The organism is Parafrankia soli (genome assembly GCF_001854695.1).
Taxonomy (GTDB): Bacteria; Actinomycetota; Actinomycetes; order Frankiales; family Frankiaceae; genus Parafrankia; species Parafrankia soli.
Map to the genome: position 1 here is coordinate 1 of NZ_MAXA01000283.1, position 19005 is coordinate 19005.

Here is a 19005-nt window from a genome sequence, read left to right on the forward strand (position 1 = left end):
AGCAGGTCCGCGAGATCCGCGGCGTCGCGGACGTCGTTCTTCACCCGCCGGTAAGCGAAACCCTTCACACCCAGCGGGTGCGCGAGATGCACCTGCGCACCGGAGGCGGCCAGCACGTCCGCCGCCCAGTACCAGCCGTACGTCGCCTCCAACACCACATCGGGATGCTCACCGGCACGRCTGATCTCGGCGGTGAGGGTGGCGGGGTCGTTGCCGATCCGGACCGTTCCAACGGATACCCGTCCGGGGTCATCCGCACGATCACCGACCGCCGCCGATGGAGATCGATTCCCACAATCTGGCGACCCTCATACGATGGACTCACAGGGGCCTCCTTCGTCGGTAGACGTGAGCAACCCCGAGGGACCTACCCCGACCCCGGGGAGTCACCAGGAGCGGAGGCCCCGCCCCTTCATCGCATCAGAGGCCATCTGCCTGGAGCCGGCGAGGGGACTCGAACCCCTAGCCGCTCGATTACAAGACGGATCACCGCGTATCTGAACATACCGGAAAATGCCGCGCAGTGCCGCAAAATCCGAGGTCGGGGCGTTTTCGGTGCCGGAACGTGCCGGAAAATGTCGCGCCGTGCCGGAGCATCCGCGCACACAGTGCGCACACACGCGGCCGGGGCATGGCCTGCGACGTCATGACATAATAGTCATATCTTCCCTTACCGGACACAGAATGCTTCGGTTACGCCACGTAGTTGATTGAGGGCCAGGAAGAACCGGCCCGGCCGTTGATCGACACACTGGGCAGCCGACGGCCGAGCGAGGGCTGATGGTTGTGCTGCCTGCTACTGGGTGAACTCGTCGTCGATGGCGCTGATGAAGGCGTTCTCCTCGATGGGCGTGAAGACCACGCCAGGGACTGCGGTGTTACGGGATGCGGGCGACGCCGCCGTACACGTCGACTCGGCGTCGGTCGGGCAGTCCGCGCCGCTGTCGTCGGGCCGCCAGCGGTACACGGACTGCCCACCCCGGGCTCGATACAGTCCAACGTTTCGGCGAGAGCGGCCAAGTCGTCCCCACATCCGCAGGACTCTCCTCCTGATCCGCGGGGGTGCCCCTGGCACCCCGATCGTCCCGCACACGTGGGGGTAGCGCGGGGACGACTGATAATTCTCCTTCATGGTCGGCTGGTGCACACCACATCGCGCCCGCCGCCGCAGGCCGCAAAGGTCGTACGAGCGTGGGGTGACGTCAGTCGAACCTCGAAACCACGATTTACAAGTCGTCCTCGCGCTGCCCCGCCAGTGCCGGAACGACGTTGACAGACGTGGCTGGCATCGTCCGGTAGCGTCGGCCGCCTTGCGAGACCCCGCGCGTGCGGGGACGACATCCCCACGGCGATCGTCAGCCTGCCCGGCTCGGGAAGATCCCCGCGCGTGCGGGGACGACTACAGGCGGCGCTCGATCCGGTAGCCGGAGCGAGGAAGATCCCCGCGCGTGCGGGGACGACGAGAGGACTCCGGCGCACGTCCGGCACCGCGCGGGAAGATCCCCGCGCGTGCGGGGACGACGGCGGGAGGGCCTGCGGGACCGCCCTGGGGTCGGGAAGATCCCCGCGCGTGCGGGGACGACATCGCGGCGGGGATCGCGGAACGTCAGGTCAGGGGAAGATCCCCGCGCGTGCGGGGACGACTCTGACCCTGCATTCGCCTATCTCCCAACGACGGGAAGATCCCCGCGCGTGCGGGGACGACCGTTGACCTCGTCGGCCCGGCCTGCGCCGTTCTGGAAGATCCCCGCGCGTGCGGGGACGACGCGAACCTGGTCTGCGGGGTCGATCAGGATCCGGGAAGATCCCCGCGCGTGCGGGGACGACACGCTGGGCAGCACCTACCTGGCGAGCTGCTCGGGAAGATCCCCGCGCGTGCGGGGACGACAACCCGATCCCCAGCAGACGGTCGCGGTAGGGGGGAAGATCCCCGCGCGTGCGGGGACGACCGCCGCTTCAGGTAGAGCGGCATCGTCGCCGGAGGAAGATCCCCGCGCGTGCGGGGACGACGGCCGGGCCGGCCTGGCCCGGGGCGCCTACCACGGAAGATCCCCGCGCGTGCGGGGACGACCGTTTCAGCAGCGTCCGGCGGGCCTGGCCGAGCGGAAGATCCCCGCGCGTGCGGGGACGACCTGTCGCCCTCCCCTGGTACGCCTACGCCTACCGGAAGATCCTCGCGCGTGCGGGGACGACGTCTTGAGCGTGTCCGCGGCGGACCGGTACAGGGGAAGATCCCCGCGCGTGCGGGGACGACTACCCGATCGGCACCCGCCCGAGGGCGATGCGCGGAAGATCCCCGCGCGTGCGGGGACGACCAAGCGCAGTGCCGTGATTGTTGATCCAGGCTAGGAAGATCCCCGCGCGTGCGGGGACGACGGCCTCGAGGCGGCGCGCTGCGCGGACCTTGCGGGAAGATCCCCGCGCGTGCGGGGACGACCCTCCCGGGGGCGCGCCCCCCTGGTAGGTCAGAGGAAGATCCCCGCGCGTGCGGGGACGACGGGGTGGCCCGTGCCGACGACCTCGAACGTGCGGGAAGATCCCCGCGCGTGCGGGGACGACCCACTCGGATGGGGCTGGACGGCCTACTGGTCGGGAAGATCCCCGCGCGTGCGGGGACGACGAAGGCCACCGCTGGACGGCCGCCCTCGAGACGGGAAGATCCCCGCGCGTACGGGGACGACAGGGTGGTCGGGTCCATCTCCAGGCCGACGACCGGAAGATCCCCGCGCGTGCGGGGACGACGACGAGATCCCCAGGCGGGATCTCACGGCCCTGGGAAGATCCCCGCGCGTGCGGGGACGACGCGTCCACGGCCGACTCGCCGGCCTCCGAAGGGGGAAGATCCCCGCGCGTGCGGGGACGACCGCTTGTGCGGAAAATCCATGTCCACCCAGCGCGGAAGATCCCCGCGCGTGCGGGGACGACACGCTGACCCTGACCGCGCCCGTCTCGTCGCCGGGAAGATCCCCGCGCGTGCGGGGACGACACCTCGGCGGGTGGGTCGGGGATGTGGACCCGGGGAAGATCCCCGCGCGTGCGGGGACGACCTGTCCGGGCTTGGGCTCAAGATTCATCGTCCAGGAAGATCCCCGCGCGTGCGGGGACGACCCCGTACGCCTGCGGCCTGGCGGCGGCCCTGTAGGAAGATCCCCGCGCGTGCGGGGACAACCCCGCGCTCGCGTCCCTCATGGACTCCGCGTCGGGAAGATCCCCGCGCGTGCGGGGACGACCGCCGATGCGCTGTGCGTAGGAGCGGCTGACTCGGAAGATCCCCGCGCGTGCGGGGACGACTCGCGGGCGCAGTGGGATGAGGTGGGCAGGCTGGGAAGATCCCCGCGCGTGCGGGGACGACATGTCGAGGACCGGGACGCCCCAGCTCTTGCCGGGAAGATCCCCGCGCGTGCGGGGACGACCGGATGAACGCGCCACCCGAGACGGTCGAGGCGGGAAGATCCCCGCGCGTGCGGGGACGACAACGCCGGCATCGTCGACAAGATCGCCCGCGCGGGAAGATCCCCGAGCGTGCGGGGACGACGCTGTCGAGCTCGGCGTAGCCGTCCACCTCACCGGAAGATCCCCGCGCGTGCGGGGACGACGCTGTCGAGCTCGGCGTAGCCGTCCACCTCACCGGAAGATCCCCGCGCGTGCGGGGACGACGCCCAGCCGGTCTGCCCGGCGCCGGTGCCCTCGGGAAGATCCCCGCGCGTGCGGGGACGACCGCGGCCGGGCACGACGAGCCGCGCACCTCGCGGGGAAGATCCCCGCGCGTGCGGGGACGACCAGCTCGGGGCGGGGGCGGCCGCCGGTGTGGTCGGGAAGATCCCCGCGCGTGCGGGGACGACAGGACGTCGCGGTTGCCCTGCTCGACCATCGTCGGAAGATCCCCGCGCGTGCGGGGACGACCTCCCTGCCCCTTCGGGAATTTCGGGTCACGCAGGAAGATCCCCGCGCGTGCGGGGACGACTCACGGGATGCCTTCCCGGGTCTGTCACAGGAAGGAAGATCCCCGCGCGTGCGGGGACGACGCCAGCCGCCGAGGGATCCTCCTCGGCACCACAGGAAGATCCCCGCGCGTGCGGGGACGACGCCGTCGCACGGTTCAGGGTCCACCACAGGACCGGAAGATCCCCGCGCGTGCGGGGACGACCCGAGCGAGAACAGTCCGTCGACCACGTCCGCCGGAAGATCCCCGCGCGTGCGGGGACGACCGGCGACGGCGGTCAGGGAGGTGGTCAGGGTCGGGAAGATCCCCGCGCGTGCGGGGACGACCCTTGCTGAGCTGGGGTTTTACCGGCGTGGGCGGGCGAACAGTATCAGTCCGTCGTAGTCGATCGGGTAGCCGCGGTCACGGCCGGCGGTGCGTACGGCCCAGCCCTGCTCGTTGTCCGCAGGTTCGATCATGACGGCTTGGCCGTCTCCGACGCGCTGGGCGAGCACGGTCCAGACGCGGTCACGGACCCGGGCGCTGGGGTTCCCGACGAAGACCCCGGCGGCGATCTCGATCATCCACCGGGTGAGGTGGCCACGTAGGCCCTCGGCGACGGCGATGAGGACGATGACGGTCACCAGGGCGGCGTTTCGGTGTCGGTGTCGGGTCCGGTGATGCCGACGATGGTGGTGTCGTCCCATTGGTCTGCGAGGTCGGCGGCCCAGTTGACGCCGCCGGGGACGTGGCCGTCGATCTCGTCCCAGAGGTGGAGGGAGTCGTCGTCATGGTCGGGGGTGTCTTTGTCGAGGAGGAGGTCTTTGATGTCGTGGACGATGCGGGCCATGAGGTGGCCGTCGGCGACCTTGTCGCGGAAGGCGGTGCGGATGTCGCGTTCCTCAACGTGGCCTGCGGCGGCGAGGTCGAAGGCGAGCGGGATGGTGTAGTCGGCTTTATAGAGGTCGGCGATGTCGAGGACGAAGGAGGTGGCGGTGCCGGTGTGGACGAAGCCGAGGGCGGGGCTGGCGCCGATACCGACGATGGCGGCGTGGCAGATGCCGTAGAGGCAGCTGTGGCCGGCGGACAGGAGCCGGTTGATGTCGTCTCCGGCGGCGAACGGGTCGCCGGGGGTGTAGACGCGGCGGGTCCAGGTGACGCCGGTTCGTTCGGAGTGCGTCCGGTAGATCTTTTTGACGCGGGCGCCTTCCCGGCCGCGGAGCTGCTGCATGGTGGCGGTGGTGACGTCGTCGTCGGGGAAGCGTTTGGCGTACATGCGGCGGGCGACGTCGAGGCGTTCCTTGGTGCGGGTGACGAGGTAGGCCTGGCGGAGTAGGAGGCCGGAGCCGCGGCTGGGGCCGAGCCCTGCGGCGTACATGCGTACGCCGCGGTCCCCGACCCAGCACACCGCGGTTCCCGAATCCGCCAGCAGGCGGACGGCGCCGCTGGTGATGCGGGTGCCGGGGCCGAGGAGCAGGGTGGCGATGAACGCGGCGGGGACGCGGACGGTGCGGTGCTTGTTGACCAGGACGATGGCGTTGTCGGCCCGGTCAACATGGCTTTTCTCGACGTAGAGGGAGGAGACCCGGTCCTCGATGCGGTGCAGGTCGAGGGGGTCGGACAGCCACCACACCGGTCAGCCTCCCGCCGTGGTGAGGGGGGCGAGGGTGATCAGGCCGCAGCCGTAGGCTTTGGCGGGTCCGACTCCGTGCAGGAGGGTGTGGCGGGCCTGGTCGGGGTCGGTGACGCGCAGCGCTCCGTCGAACGTGGCGGTGGACAAGGTGACCCGCCGGCCGCTGGTGTTGGCGCCGGTGGCACCGGCGGTGCTCTTGGTGAAGGTCAGACGTTCGCGGGCGGTCAGCCGTGCCGCGGGGCCGGTGTCCTGGCTGGTCGGGAGGGTGAATCCCCATCGTTCGACGCGGTCGAGGAGCCAGGTCAGCTGGTGGGCGGCGGTGCGGTGGGGGACTCGGACTCCGCGGGGCCGTTCCTGGGCGAGGTGTTCTTTCTGCCGGGCGGAGGGTTTGGTGGGGGTGCGGGTGGCGGTGACGGGGTTGGCGCGCAGCCGGAACGCGAACTCGCGGCCGCGCTGGAGGCGGTCGAGGAGCGGCTGGTAGTCGCGGACCATGGCCTGGGGCTGGTCGGAGCCCGGCCAGCCGGCCTGTTCGACAAGATGCTCCCAGGAGGGCCGGGTTTCGGTGAGGACAAGGAGTTCGGCCCGGTGGGGTTGGCTGGTTTCCAGCCGCCACAGGACCCGTTCGGTGACCGGCTGGGCGGCGAGCCCGCCGAGGACCGCGGCGTGGGTTTTCTGCGGGCTGCGGATCAGCCCCTGGGCGCCGGTGCGCAGGGGGTTGAGCCAGATCCGGGACAGGTAGGTCATGGGCTGGTCACCATCCCAGCAGCGCGAACGGGTCATGAGCGGCCGGCGAATCCGCGGTGGCGGGGTCGACGGGCCAAGGGGGCGGTAGCTGTACCCAGTCCTGGTGGACCCGGCGGCTGGTGAACGCCCGATGCCGCGGGTCGAAACTGGCCGGCGCGCCGGGCAGGGAACTGGCGGGCAGGTCGCGGCGGACGTCCTCACCCTCCGGGTCATCGACGCTGACGGGGAGATCGATGGCGCGTGGTTGGGGTTTCAGGTTCGCCAGACGGTCGCGGTGTGCCCGGCTGGCCTGCCACGGCACCGCGGCGAGGACCTCCAGCGGCGACCCCACCCACCCAGGGCCGCTCCCCCCACCCGGCGGGCGCAGGAGAAGAGGGTGGGTCGGTGGGCAGGACCGGCGGCCGAGCGCGAGCGGGAACGCGGGGGCACCCACCGCGTCGGTGAGCGTGGTCAGGAGCTGGTCGGGGGCGCTGACCGCGACGACGAAGACGGCGTCCTGCAGGTAGTACCGCTCGGTGATGTGGGTGTGTTTCGCAGGCGAGGTCGGCTTCTGCAGGCCTTTCGCGGAGACCGCCGCTGAGGGCAGCGGACGGCCGCGGTAGTCGCTGACGGTGTGATAGTCGCGGAGCAGGGTGCCGGGCTGGTCGGTGCGCACGCCGAACGCCAGCTCGAGGAGGTCCTCGATCGGGTCGGTGCGCCGGCGCCCCTGCGCGGCGGCGAGTAGGCCGATCAGGCCGCTTTTCGTCGGTTCGGGCTGGGTGTCGCGGCGGTTGAACATGCTCGCCCCGCCCCACGACTGCAACGGCCCCGCCAACCGCAGCACCAGACAACGCCCCGCCGGGGATCTGGTGGTGGTCATCGGGCGGTGGTGGTCAGCCGGTCCCGGGCCGCGGCCGTGACCGTGTCGACGACCTGCCCGAAGGGAACCGGTGCGCCGAGAGCGGTGGCCAGGGTTGTCGCGCGGTCGGCGGTGTCGGGGGTGCGGTAGGTGGAGACGACCAGTTCAGGGCGCAGGCCCCACAGGTCGGTGGTGGAGGCCAGTTCGTTCGCGAGCTGGTCGATGGACCCGGCGAGGACACCGTGGCCGTTTGCCCTGATGGGCTGTTCGAAGGCGGAGACGAGGTTGACCGGCTGATCGGCGCGCAGCGTCACGGTGAGCAGGCTCGGGGTGGTGCGATGCGCGAACGAGTTCTCGTGCCCAGTCGGCATCGAGGTGGTGAACGCGGTCAGGAACACCCGCAGCGCGTCCACCGCCGCCTCGACATCCCCGCCGAGGTTGTCGACGAGCTGGTGCAGGCCGACGGTGGCGAATCGATACAGGGTCGCGGACTGGAACTCGACCGTGCCGATCATCCCGGCGCCGGTGTCTTCCTTCGGGTTCTCGTCGTCAACGGCGGTGTAATAGTCGAATTCGACCTCGGTGGCGTGCGTCGACAGCGCGTGCGCGACCTGCGTTGCCGCCTCCACGTTCAACCCGGGCAGGTCGGCGACCATCCGCCCGAACAACGCCACGTCGATCGGATGCCCCGCTCCAAGGGTCTCCCGCACCGAAACACCCTTCACCGCCTCGGCCAACGCGGCGTCGTCGAGACCGGCGAGACGGGGCAGGTCGGCTTCGACCAGGTCGATGAGTCGTTCAAGCTGCGGCCGGCCAAAGAACAGCAGGTAGGCCGTCTCCGCCGCCTTCTTCCCAGGCTTGATGTCCAGCTCGGCCAGCACACTCGTCGCGATCCGAACGGCGGCGTCGGGAGCGAGCCCACCGCGGGCCACGATCTGCTCGGCGAGCAACGCGGAGATCTTCTTGGTGCGGGTCCCCAGCGTCGCGGGGTCGACGAGGCCGGCGAACGCGGTCCGGGTGGCCCGCTTCCACGCCTGCGACGACACCCGGGCCCGCTTCACCCCGCCGTACGTCGCCTGCTTCGGCGTCCCCGCGTCGTCACGGTTCAGGTTCGACGGCGGAACGGTCTGCAGAATATGAACATCAACGTAGGTGCACATTCGCATGCTCTTTCATGTGATGGGTCAGGAATCTCGACCGTCGCGACGGCGAATGAGATGAAAAACAGAATGGGACGAAATCCAAAACGGCGGGCAGAATCAGCTGGCGGTCGACGCAGCAGTGTCGGTCTTCCGGTCCCGGCCGGGGAAGTACTGAGATCCCCACCGGCGTCGCACCTGCCCGATCCGGTCTGGATCCTGCCAAGCCACCAGATCCCAGTACAGCTCGGTGTAGTCCAGCGGCTGCGGAAGACCACGCAGCTGACGCACCAGACCCCGCAGATGGTAGGAAGCCTCGCTCAGCGATGTCGCGGTCGCAGCTGCTTCGAACCGGCGGTCCACCGCGTCCGCGCTGAACTTCTCACTCTCCCGCAGGCGGCGAACCGCCGCGCCGAGGCCGACTCCGACGGTGTGCATCAGGCGGGTCTGGGACTGCTGATGCATCGCGAACAGGATCAGGGCGGCGTGCTCCGCCCGCAAGTCGGCTGTCTCTTGCCCTTTCTGGTCCAGGGTCGTGTAGTGCCGCCACATCTGCGGGACCGTGCCCGGGTCACGGCCAGCACCGCGCCGCAACGCGGCCAGGACGGCGCCGTCCGGACGGCCACCGGCATGCGCACGTTCCCAGAAGAACCGCGGCGGCGGTGTCGCCCCGGGGCTGGGGGCTGATGTTGAGGCTTCAACGGTCATGGGGCCTCCCCCGACTCGGTGGCAATCATGCTGCGGTCGATCCGGTCGCCGGCGCGGTACGCGGGCTGGCGGGGCCGAGGATGTCGTTGAGGGCACGGCGGAACGACGCCTCCGCGACCGAAAGCCGTGGGCCGAACCGCTGATCCGGCGCCCGACCCAGGAACGTGTTGGGACCCGCCGCGGACAGCACCGGATCCGCCACCTCCCACGCCAGACGACGGGCAACCAGCAGCCAGGCGTCCTCCGCCTGCTCGACCGCGTCCGGCTGTCGTTGCAGGCCGGCCAACAGCCGACGCACCACCGGGGTGAACCGGTGAATCAGAAGATCCCCGAGCCGCTGCCCTCGATCCCACGGCACCTTCTCCGCACCACACGCCGCACGAAGGTCGTCACCGAGGCGGTTCGCCGCGATCCGCAGCGCCTCCGCACCCTCAGCCACCGCCAGCACCACCTCCCGCACCCGCGAATCCGCCGCAAGCGCGACCACCGGCAACGGAATCTCGTCCACCATCACGTCCTCGACCACCGCGGACTGGGTGCCATAACGAACCCCGACCGTCAGCACCCGCAACGGAAGATCCTCCGGCACCCGGCCCTCGACCTGCAGCCCGGCGAGCTGCTCCATCACCGCAGGCGCCGACACCCGATCACCGGTCGGGCCGGCAGTGGCCAACAGCCCGGCCAAACCTCGCCACGCGGCACGACCAGGCTGATGGCGCACCGGACGGGCCGGCGGATCATCGGCCTTGGGTCGTTCGACCTGCCGCCACGCCGTATGCGGCTCCAGGTCCTGCACCGATCCGCGCAGCCGGTCCCCCGCGCAGAGCACCACCCGCCGCACCACCACACCCCCCGGCACGCTGGCATCGGCCTCGGGGATCAGGCGGAGCCGGCGGGACTGCCAGGTCAACAGGTCAAGACGGCCCAGCGGGCCGCGTTCCCGCCACCGAGGACCTGCCGCCTGTTCCCCCCGCCACTGGGGACGGTCCACCGGATAAACACCCTGCGGCATGATCATCATGTTCAGCATCAGGGTCTGGAACAGCGTCGCGCCCATCGGCACCACGACGCCAAGCTGCCCGAGCGGACCGGTCGGATTCCCAGTCGTCTTCCCCGCCTTGACCAGCGGATCATCCACCGCACCCGACTTGATCGCCGCCGTGTCCCAGCAGTGCGCCGCGAGCAACGCCCGCGCCGCCGCCCCGGGAGTCAACGCCGGCGGGTCACTCTCCGTCCGGGCGCTGAACAGCGGCACATTGTTCCCGGACGCCAGCCGAGGAATCAGCAACGAGACCGGCTTCGTCTCCCCTTTCGCCGTTCGCAGGCCTGCGACCTGCGCAAACGGCCGCAGCGGATCGAACAGATCGAACGCTGCGGCCTGCGCGTCCAGATAGTCGACGATCCGCTGGACGTCCTCGCCGTCGAACCTGCCCTGCTCGAACCTTCGCGCCCACTCAGCGCGATCCCGCGGGGCACCCACGGCGTCTATCACCACAGGAAGGAGTACCTGGCGCAGTACCGCGACGCCTTCGAGTGGGTCGGTGACCGTCAAGCCCTCGAGCAGGTCGGCATGCACCAGCGCGTCACGCACGCCCACCTCACGCGGGTGGCCTTTCTCTGCCACCTCGATCCACGGGTCAGACCTCAGGTCGAATCCGCTCACCAATCTCCCCCATATCACCTACCGACGCGCGTGTGTCTTTGCCCTAGAAGGGGCATGCGAGGTCTACCAGACCCCTCCGACAGTTCTCGCGATGAGACCGATGGAGCCCGGTGGGCATCACCGCGCCGCGGTGCGTTCGTGTTTCAGGCCGACCTGATGGTCGTAGACCAGCCGGTACCCGCCAAGCTGGGCGGATAGGGCGGTGTCGAGAACGAGTGCGCGGGTGCGTTTCAGCCAGGGGTCGCCGTCCCAGCCGGGGAGGGGTGTGAGGTCTCTGCGGGCGGCGATGGTGATGTCCTTGCTGGCCGGGAGGCGAATGGTCGCGCCGACGACGTCCTCGAGGAGGTGCTCGTCGCTGACCGCGGCCTCGCCAGTCCGCCCAAGGTGCCGGCCGGTCAGGGTCAGGTAGCCACCCGACGGGCTGCGTCGCACGAGGATGACCTCCACCGACTCCTCGCCGTCACGGACGACCGCGGCGACCCGCTCCTCCGATTCCAGCGCGGCGGTCGACCGGTCATGCAGCCCGTCCAAGGTGGGCTTTCCCAACTCGTCCTCACCGGAGAGCAGGAACGCCTTCGCGTTCGTCTCGCGGCGTTTCGCGGCCTCGTCGGCTTCCTGCTGGTAGCGGGCCGCGGTCGGCGCCCATAGGTCCGGGCCGAGGGGCCCGTCGGTGTAGCCCGCCGCGACCAGGGCCGGAACCTCCTCGGGCACCGACCAGCCTGCCCCCGCAACCGCGTCGGCGACCAACGCGGCGGACCGCAGCAGCAGATGGTCCCCGTAGACGGCGCGGCTTCCCGCCGGCCAGGTCGGTGGCCGGTCAGGGTCGAACCGCACCCCGGCAACAATCACCCGAGGCTGTTGAAACCGAGCCAGGCGATCCCGGGCGGGTCGCTTGTGGCGGTGAAGGCGGCCGACACGCTGCAGGAGAAGGTCGATCGGCGCAAGATCGGTGACGAGAAGGTCCACGTCGACGTCGAACGACTGCTCGGCCACCTGGGTGGCCACCACCACCAGACGCTCCGGCCGCCGTGCCGCCGCGGCACGACCGGGCGGACCGAGGGGATCGACCACCCGCTCCGTCCAGGCAGCGCGCGTCGCCGCGGTGAACCGGGCGTGTAGGAGAACAACATCGTCAGTGAACGCCGGGCGGAGCGCCTCGTAGACGGCCTGAGCGCGAGCAACGGTGTTGCACACCACCAGCGCACATCCACCGTCGATCATCTCCGCTCTCACCGTGGCCGCGACCGCCGTGGGGGTGAAGGCCTCGTCCTCGTCGAGGATCTCCACCCCGACCGGCAGCGGCTTCCGCCATGACGGATAGGACCGCACGCGGGTGACCGGGAGTTCGTCGACGACGCAGGTTGACGTCACGCTGGGATAGCCCGCCGGCTCTCCCCCTGCTTCGAGCGATGGGGCGACGTCCCGGCATTGCAACGCTCCCTGGGTGTAGGCGCGGATCAGATTCTGGCGCAGCTGCGGCGGCAACGTCGCCGACAGCACGATCACCGCAACACCGGCGTCCGCCAGCCAGCGCAGGGCCTCGAACAGGAACTGCGCCATGTACACGTCGTAGGCGTGGACCTCGTCCAACACCACGACCCGGCCCGCCAGGCCCGCCTGCCGCAGCATCACGTGCTTCGTCCGCGTCGCCGCGTGCAGCACATGGTCGATCGTGCCGACCGCGACCGGAGCCAGCAGACCCCGCTTCCGGCCGAAGAACCACTCCGCGGCCGCCACCCCACTCGCCGCCGGCCGATCCACATCCCCCGCATCCCCGGCAGCGCCGTACACGTCCTCCATGCCGTACTCGTCAGCGTCGTCGCAGATCCCCCCGAACACCGTCCGCTGCCGTAACGCCATCCATTCCTTGTTGAACCGAGCCCGCCCATGCAACAACCCCAACGGCGTCTCCGGATCAACCTGCACCGACCAGGCCCCGACCCGGGTAAACATCGGATCCGCGGTCGCCTGCGTCGGCATCCCCACAAACACCCCATCCGCACCAAACCTGCGCGCCAACACCTCCGCCGCKACCAGCGCCGCCTCCGTCTTCCCCTCCCCCATCGGCGCCTCCACGATCAACAGACCCGGCCCCGCCATCTCCTCCGCCRCCCGCACCACTCCCACCTGCGCCTCCCGGGCCGGCTTGTCGAACCGATACCGGACCAGATCACCCACCCCCACCGGGGCTGCCCGTCCGGCGCGCCACCCGCCCCGCAGCCCGAGGTCCTCCCACGCCCGCACCGCCCGCTCCCGCGACTGGGCCAGCGAAATGTCAGCTAGATCAGCCTGACCACCGAACCGCGTCTGGTCACTCGCGACCCAGTCCGCCATGATGATCAAGCCCGAGATTGCGAGCTGTCCCGCCCGTGTCGGGACCCGCACATCCGCCAACGATGCGAGATCCACACCGAGGTCGGTGGCGATCTGGGAGACGAACGCGTCCTGCGCGTCGACCCACGCCTGGCTTCGGCCCTGCGCCTCACCATTCCTCTTCGGCACGGTCCGGCCGATCGGAGGAATCACCCCGTGATGACCGGCGATCAGCGGCCACACCCACCCACACCCCTCCGCGTTCCACCCGGAACCCTGTAGACACCGACGGACAATGAACGCACCGGCCGCGGAATGATGCCACCCGCGGCCCTGCCGAGGAGACAGATTCCGCCAGTCCAAACCCGCCGCGCGCACCCGACCAGCCAGCCCATCATCTTTCATCTGAAAAGCCGGAGTTGCCTTACCCACATCATGCAGACCACACAGCGAGACGAACAAGGAACGGCCACGACCATCGCTGCACCCGTCCAGGATCCGCCGCGACGACGCCGACAGATACCTCTCCCAGACCAGCTCACCCACCGCCGCCGTGTCCAACAAATGCCCCAGCAGCAGATGCATCGAACCCTGCGGATCCGACTTCGGCTTCGACTTCCCCCACAGCACACCCAACGCCACATCGCGCATAAGACCCCCCGAGCCCGGCACACGAGCAGGCCATCAAACCACCAGCAGCCAACGGCCAGACCAGCAGGCCCCGCCCGACACCGTCAACCACCACACCAGCCCGGCCAGACACCACCCGCCCGCTCCGACGGGACTGATAAATTTGGGCCCCATCGAGCAGTAAAGCCGCAGGTCAGCAAGCGTCGTCCCCGCACGCGCGGGGATCTTCCTCGGACGGTTGAGGTCGCCGAGGTCGCCGAGGGGTCGTCCCCGCACGCGCGGGGATCTTCCCCCGGTCATCTACACCGACACCCACCGCAACGCGGTCGTCCCCGCACGCGCGGGGATCTTCCCTGACCGTCCGCGCCGGCGAGGCCATCGAACGGGTCGTCCCCGCACGCGCGGGGATCTTCCCTGTCGTCGCTGTGGCCCTGGACGTCGACGTCGGTCGTCCCCGCACGCGCGGGGATCTTCCGAGCTTCAGGCGTGGTACGCGAACCGGATAGCCGTCGTCCCCGCACGCGCGGGGATCTTCCTCGCGGAGACACCGACCGTGGCCTTGGCCGCGTGTCGTCCCCGCACGCGCGGGGATCTTCCCCGTACGACCAGTCCGTACATCGCCCCGATCGTGTCGTCCCCGCACGCGCGGGGATCTTCCCGTGGACCTGCAGGTCGGCCAGGCTGTCGTGATGTCGTCCCCGCACGCGCGGGGATCTTCCCGCCTCCGGGTCGGTCGCCCTGACCTGCCGCTCGTCGTCCCCGCACGCGCGGGGATCTTCCCGATGGCCCGGGGAGGTGACATCTCCCCGGGCCGTCGTCCCCGCACGCGCGGGGATCTTCCCGCTGGCACGGCGCGGATCGTGGCCGGCTCAGCGTCGTCCCCGCACGCGCGGGGATCTTCCGTCCGAGACCAGGGGCCGCGCAGTGCCCTCTAGGTCGTCCCCGCACGCGCGGGGATCTTCCCGTGGAATCCCCGGGATGGTGCGGCCAGGTGGCGTCGTCCCCGCACGCGCGGGGATCTTCCTCGACTCGTGGCGGCACAGCCGATCCCCCGCGAGTCGTCCCCGCACGCGCGGGGATCTTCCCTCGGCGGGCACGTCCAGATAGACGGTGATCTCGTCGTCCCCGCACGCGCGGGGATCTTCCGCGCAAGGCGGTCGTGGAGGTGGCCACCACGGAGTCGTCCCCGCACGCGCGGGGATCTTCCCTCTCCCGACTCGATCCGAGCGCGCAGGTCATCGTCGTCCCCGCACGCGCGGGGATCTTCCCCTGCCCGCGCTCGCCGAATCGGACGATGACCTGTCGTCCCCGCACGCGCGGGGATCTTCCGCCCTTGCGGCGGGTGATCGCGTCTGCCGTCTGGTCGTCCCCGCACGCGCGGGGATCTTCCCGCCCTTCTCTCAGGCTTTCCGGAAACCGTCCAGTCGTCCCCGCACACGCGGGGATCTTCCCACTGCGGCGCCGACCGCCGCCGAGATCAACGCGTCGTCCCCGCACGCGCGGGGATCTTCCCGCCATCTCGGTCCTCCCTTCTTCGATGGGTGTGTCGTCCCCGCACGCGCGGGGATCTTCCCTGGGCGATGCCCTGCGCGCCAGGTTCGCCGTTGTCGTCCCCGCACGCGCGGGGATCTTTGTCGGACACGCGCGAGGATCTTCCCCTCCAGGTCCGCGCCGCTTCGTTCAGGCAGGGTGTCGCCCCCGCCGCACGTGGGTGGCGCGAGGGCGACTGGTAATAGCGTCTTTCGTGGTCGGCTGGGTGCGGGCGGTAGGGTGATCGTGCCGTAGGGGCACGTGTGGACTGGGGGGTCCGATGCCAACGACCTACTACCTCGCCTGGTGGAACCTCGAGAACCTCTTCGACGAGGAGAACTCACCCCGGCGGACCGAGAAACTCGCCCGCGCTCTCGGTGACGACCTCGCCGGCTGGACGCCGCAGCTCCGGGACCGCAAAGTCTCTCAGTTGGCGTCGGTGATCGCGCAGATGAACGGCGGTGCGGGCCCGGACCTGCTCGGGGTGTGCGAGGTGGAGAACCGGTTCGTCCTCGAGCTCCTCGCCGCGGCGGTCGCCGACCGGCTGGGTGGCCGCCGTTACGAGATCGTGCACGCCGACACCGGCGATGCCCGCGGGATCGACGTCGCGTTCCTCTACGACCCGGCCCTGCTGACCGCCCCGGCGGGGCAGGTGTTCTTCCACGTGGTGATGCGCCGCAACGCCACCCGCGAAATCGTCCAGGTCAACTTCCAGACCCGCACCGGGCGGACGTGGGCGGTGTTCGGGAACCACTGGCCGTCCCGGTCCGGGGGGCAGTACGAGTCCGCCGGCTACCGGGCTATCGCCGGGGAGACCCTGGCCTACTTCCACCAGCGGGTCCGTGAGGAACACGGCCAGGACACCGCCGCGCTGGCGATGGGTGACTTCAACGACGAACCGTTCGACACCTCCCTCGTCGCCCACGCCCTCTCGACCCGGCAGGCCGTCCGGGTGATCAACGCGGACACGCCACGGTTCTGGAACCTGATGTGGCCCGCCGCCGGCACGCCGGAGGGCACGTTCTACTTTCAGAACGAACCGAACCTGCTCGACCAGTTCCTCGTCAACGCGAACATGGCCCGCCCCACCAGCCCCCTGCACGCCAACCCCGACAGCGTGCGGATCCTGCGGTTCCCCGAGCTGGTCCACACCGGCGACTACCCCCGGCCCCGCCCCTTCGGCGGCATGGGCGCGTCTGTGGACGAGACCGGCTACTCCGACCACTTCCCCATCGCCATGACCGTCACCGAAACCGACTGACCCCCGGGGGCCACCGTTCGCGCGTGTGGCGCGACAGGTGCCCGTTCCCTTGCGTAGTCCTCTGGCCAGCCCGCGCGGGGGCTCCGCCGCGGCGTCAGCCCGGTACTGGACCAGCCCTGCGGGTAGGCGGGAGACTCGGGGGCCGTGACCGATCCCGCGAGGGCTGCCCGGTACGCGCTCGCCTTGCTCGCTGGCCAGCTCCAGGTTGCCCGGCACGAAGACGACCCGGATACCGCCGCGCTGCGCGCGGCGCGCCGTCAGATCGGCACGCTGATCCGCGAGGCCAGCACCGACGCGCCCACCGAGACGATCCATAGTGTGGAGCGGCTCACCGTCGGGCTGCTCCTCCAGCTCGCGAAGACCACCCGCGCCTGCCCGCAGGAGATGCTCCGCGCGATCGCCGTCGCGCACGCCGGTCAGGCAACCGACCCCGAGCCGGCGGTCGGCCTGCTGACCGTCCGCCTTGACATGGCCACCCCCACCCCGGCTTCCGCGTCCACGGGGTGGGACGCGCTGCACGAGGACCTGCTCGTCGACGCCGCCCGCATTCCGCAGCGCACCCTCGACACCCTCACGAAGATCGCGGCAGCGTTACTCGTTGAACTCGCCGACGCCCTGAGAACAGCTCCGGAGAAGCTGCTTGCCCGCCTCGCTGCCCACACCCCCCGCGGCCCCGATGTCTGACGGCCAGTGACGGAACGAGGATCACGCTGGCGCGTCGAGGTCGCATGGCACGAAGGTTGTGTCGCGTCGGGTGTCGGCGTTAGAAGGCGAGAGTGCGGCCTTCGGGGGCGGTGGTGTAGGCGACGCCGTCGACCTTGAGACCGGCGGGGTTGAGGAGGGTGAGGGTTCCGCCGTTGTTGCCGAGCGCGACCAGCGGGGGAACCCGAAGGCGCGCGGTGTCGCCGGCGGGCAGGAGCACGCTGGGTAGTGGGCCGCGGTGCTGGGCCCGGTCGAGCAGGGTCCAGCCGGTCAGGTCGACCGGGCCGGCGGTGGTGTTGAGCAGGGTGACGGTCTCGGGTTCGGGTGCGGGGCCGGTCGGGTTGACCAGGGCGGCGATGATGCGGATCTGCCGGTCGGGTTCGCCAGGGGCGGGGTGGCCGTCGGGGTCCGCGGGTGGGATCCCGGGCAGGGTGTGGCCGGTGGTGTCGTCGGTGTGCCAGGCCTGGCTTTGGAACGCGAGGAACACCGCGACCCACCGGTCCGGGAACGCCAGGATCAGGGCACCGTCTTGCCAGACCCCGTCGTCGGCGGTGAACCGGCCGGTGTTGCCCTGGTTCATGTGAATGTCATGGACACCGTTGCCGGGGCTGAACCCGAAGACCTTGTCCGGGGTGGAGGGCTCGGGACCCCACCGCTGCCCGAACGCGTACAGACGCGCCGCCGGGTCGGCGGCGGCACGTTGGATGTAGTGGTCGAGCTTGTCCGCGAGGTCGTTATCCGGGCCCGGCTGGTCGGCGGGCAGGGTGCGCAGCGCGGTGCGGTCGAACAGGTTGGCGCGGATGAAGTCCAACGCCAGACCCCCCGGAGTGCTGGGCAGCGCGGTGAACCCGTCAGAGACGGTGGCCAGGGCGGGAAGAAGGGGATGGGTGAAGTCCTCGTCCGCGGTGTAGAGCAGCTCCGAGGGTGCCAGGGCGGAGAGGACGTTCACCGCGACCCGGAACTGGGTGCCGGCCGCGTCGACGTGTATCTGGTAGTGCGGGCTGTTCTTCCCGCCTTCCCGGCGCCGGTCACGGACCCGGCCGACGAGAACCCCGTACTCTGCCAGCGGCATGACAACCTCCATCGGCCTTTCCTACCGCGACAAGATCCAAGCGAACAGTAACACCGGCGTGCGGTGCGCTTCAGCGGCGGGCACGAAACCGGGCCGCTCTTCCTTCCGCACCATCGTCCCCCAGCGTTTCCCGAGCGACGTGGCCGGCCGGGTTCCCTTCCACTCCTTCCTGAACATTGACTGATACGGCAGCTGTAGATAGCTACTGGTGTGCTTTCTGATCATGGTGTGGTGTCGGCGTAGGTGTGCCATCTGAGGTGGCAGAGGCGGGCGCGGTGTTGATGGCGGCGGCGCCAGGTGGACCACCACAGCAGGTGCTCGCGGTCTCGTCGGGGCGACGGAAGGATCAAGGCCCGTAGCAGGCGCAGGAGTTCGTGGCTGCTGAGCGGGACGAGGYCGGCTTCGGTGGGKTCGTYCCGGCCGGTCTGGGCRGCGCGTTCACCGGCGGCGGTGACGGCCAGGAAGGCGTAGGCGACCAGGGCGATCACGCTCCAGCGGTGCCAGGAGTTCCAGCAGGTGACCTGCCCTTTGTCGAGGTGGCAGATCTCTTTCGCGTCCTGGAAGTCGTCCTCTACCCGCCACCTGCGGCACACCAGGGACACCAGTCGCGCCAGGGGCACCGGCCCGGGGGCGAAGCAGCGGTAGTAGGACACGGTGCGGGTGTAGCGGTGCCGGCGCACCAGCAGCACGGACGTCCCCGCGGTACGGTCCTGCCCCTCAGGCGTGTCGTCGGCGGTGACCTCGATCATCGCCCAGTCGTAGTCGCGTACGCCCTTCTGCCCCGCGCCGGTGGGTATCCGCTGCCAGGCCCGCTTCGGCAGCTTCGCGGTGGCCCTGGCCACACCCAGCT

The 19005-nt window shown here is 70.3% G+C and carries 12 protein-coding genes, 1 pseudogene and 2 CRISPR repeat arrays; of the genes and pseudogenes, 2 read left to right on the forward strand and 11 right to left on the reverse strand.

The features are described 5' to 3' along the window. Positions 1-796: 796 nt before the first annotated feature. From BBK14_RS38645 to BBK14_RS41520, 9 genes are all read right to left on the reverse strand, one after another. The gene (locus BBK14_RS38645; RefSeq protein ID WP_157904381.1) at positions 797-967 is read right to left on the reverse strand and encodes a hypothetical protein; all 171 of its coding nucleotides are present in this window, start codon (positions 965-967) and stop codon (positions 797-799) included. Positions 968-1372: 405 nt separating this feature from the next. Further along, positions 1373-4269: direct repeats of the CRISPR family, unit length 28 nt; unit sequence GGAAGATCCCCGCGCGTGCGGGGACGAC. A gap of 18 nt (positions 4270-4287) precedes the next feature. Next, positions 4288-4566, reverse strand: coding sequence for a type I-E CRISPR-associated endoribonuclease Cas2e (gene cas2e / locus BBK14_RS33795; protein ID WP_071067193.1), 279 nt, complete (start codon positions 4564-4566; stop codon positions 4288-4290). After that, on the reverse strand, positions 4563-5555 hold the full coding sequence (gene cas1e, locus BBK14_RS33800; protein ID WP_071067194.1) for a type I-E CRISPR-associated endonuclease Cas1e: 993 nt from the start codon (positions 5553-5555) through the stop codon (positions 4563-4565). Before cas1e ends, cas2e begins: the two co-directional genes overlap by 4 nt. Positions 5556-5558: 3 nt before the next feature. Next, the gene (gene cas6e / locus BBK14_RS33805) at positions 5559-6299 is read right to left on the reverse strand and encodes a type I-E CRISPR-associated protein Cas6/Cse3/CasE (RefSeq protein ID WP_071067195.1); all 741 of its coding nucleotides are present in this window, start codon (positions 6297-6299) and stop codon (positions 5559-5561) included. A gap of 7 nt (positions 6300-6306) precedes the next feature. Then, positions 6307-7158 carry a type I-E CRISPR-associated protein Cas5/CasD gene (gene cas5e, locus BBK14_RS33810; RefSeq protein WP_071067196.1) on the reverse strand — a complete coding sequence of 284 codons (852 nt, stop codon included), beginning with the start codon at positions 7156-7158 and terminating at the stop codon, positions 6307-6309. Next, positions 7155-8297, reverse strand: coding sequence for a type I-E CRISPR-associated protein Cas7/Cse4/CasC (cas7e, locus tag BBK14_RS33815; RefSeq protein WP_116430212.1), 1143 nt, complete (start codon positions 8295-8297; stop codon positions 7155-7157). Before cas7e ends, cas5e begins: the two co-directional genes overlap by 4 nt. A 99-nt stretch (positions 8298-8396) precedes the next feature. Continuing rightward, complete coding sequence (gene casB, locus BBK14_RS33820) at positions 8397-8984, reverse strand: type I-E CRISPR-associated protein Cse2/CasB (protein ID WP_083391429.1); 588 nt, start codon at positions 8982-8984, stop codon at positions 8397-8399. A 25-nt stretch (positions 8985-9009) separates the two neighbouring features. Beyond that, on the reverse strand, positions 9010-10647 hold the full coding sequence (casA, locus tag BBK14_RS33825; RefSeq protein ID WP_083391430.1) for a type I-E CRISPR-associated protein Cse1/CasA: 1638 nt from the start codon (positions 10645-10647) through the stop codon (positions 9010-9012). 117 nt (positions 10648-10764) lie between these two features. Then, positions 10765-13611, reverse strand: a complete 2847-nt coding sequence (locus tag BBK14_RS41520) for a CRISPR-associated helicase/endonuclease Cas3 (protein WP_071067199.1) — start codon at positions 13609-13611, stop codon at positions 10765-10767. 181 nt (positions 13612-13792) lie between these two features. Further along, a CRISPR array of direct repeats spans positions 13793-15224; the repeat unit is 28 nt; unit sequence GTCGTCCCCGCACGCGCGGGGATCTTCC. Between the two features lie 176 nt (positions 15225-15400). On the opposite strand from BBK14_RS41520, the gene BBK14_RS33835 reads away from it, so the two are divergent. Together BBK14_RS33835 and BBK14_RS33840 are read left to right on the forward strand one after the other, a co-directional pair. Then, positions 15401-16381: an endonuclease/exonuclease/phosphatase family protein gene (locus tag BBK14_RS33835; protein WP_071067200.1), complete on the forward strand. Its 981-nt coding sequence runs from the start codon at positions 15401-15403 to the stop codon at positions 16379-16381. Between the two features lie 144 nt (positions 16382-16525). Beyond that, positions 16526-17065 carry a hypothetical protein gene (locus BBK14_RS33840; RefSeq protein ID WP_071067201.1) on the forward strand — a complete coding sequence of 180 codons (540 nt, stop codon included), beginning with the start codon at positions 16526-16528 and terminating at the stop codon, positions 17063-17065. 79 nt (positions 17066-17144) lie between these two features. Here the strand turns inward: BBK14_RS33840 and BBK14_RS33845 are convergent, their stop codons facing one another. Both BBK14_RS33845 and BBK14_RS33850 read right to left on the reverse strand, forming a co-directional pair. Then, a complete protein-coding gene (locus BBK14_RS33845) occupies positions 17145-18155 on the reverse strand; it encodes a DUF2278 family protein (protein WP_071067203.1) in 1011 nt (336 codons plus the stop codon). 221 nt (positions 18156-18376) lie between these two features. Continuing rightward, positions 18377-19005, reverse strand: a pseudogene (locus tag BBK14_RS33850) (hypothetical protein); the annotation flags it as partial.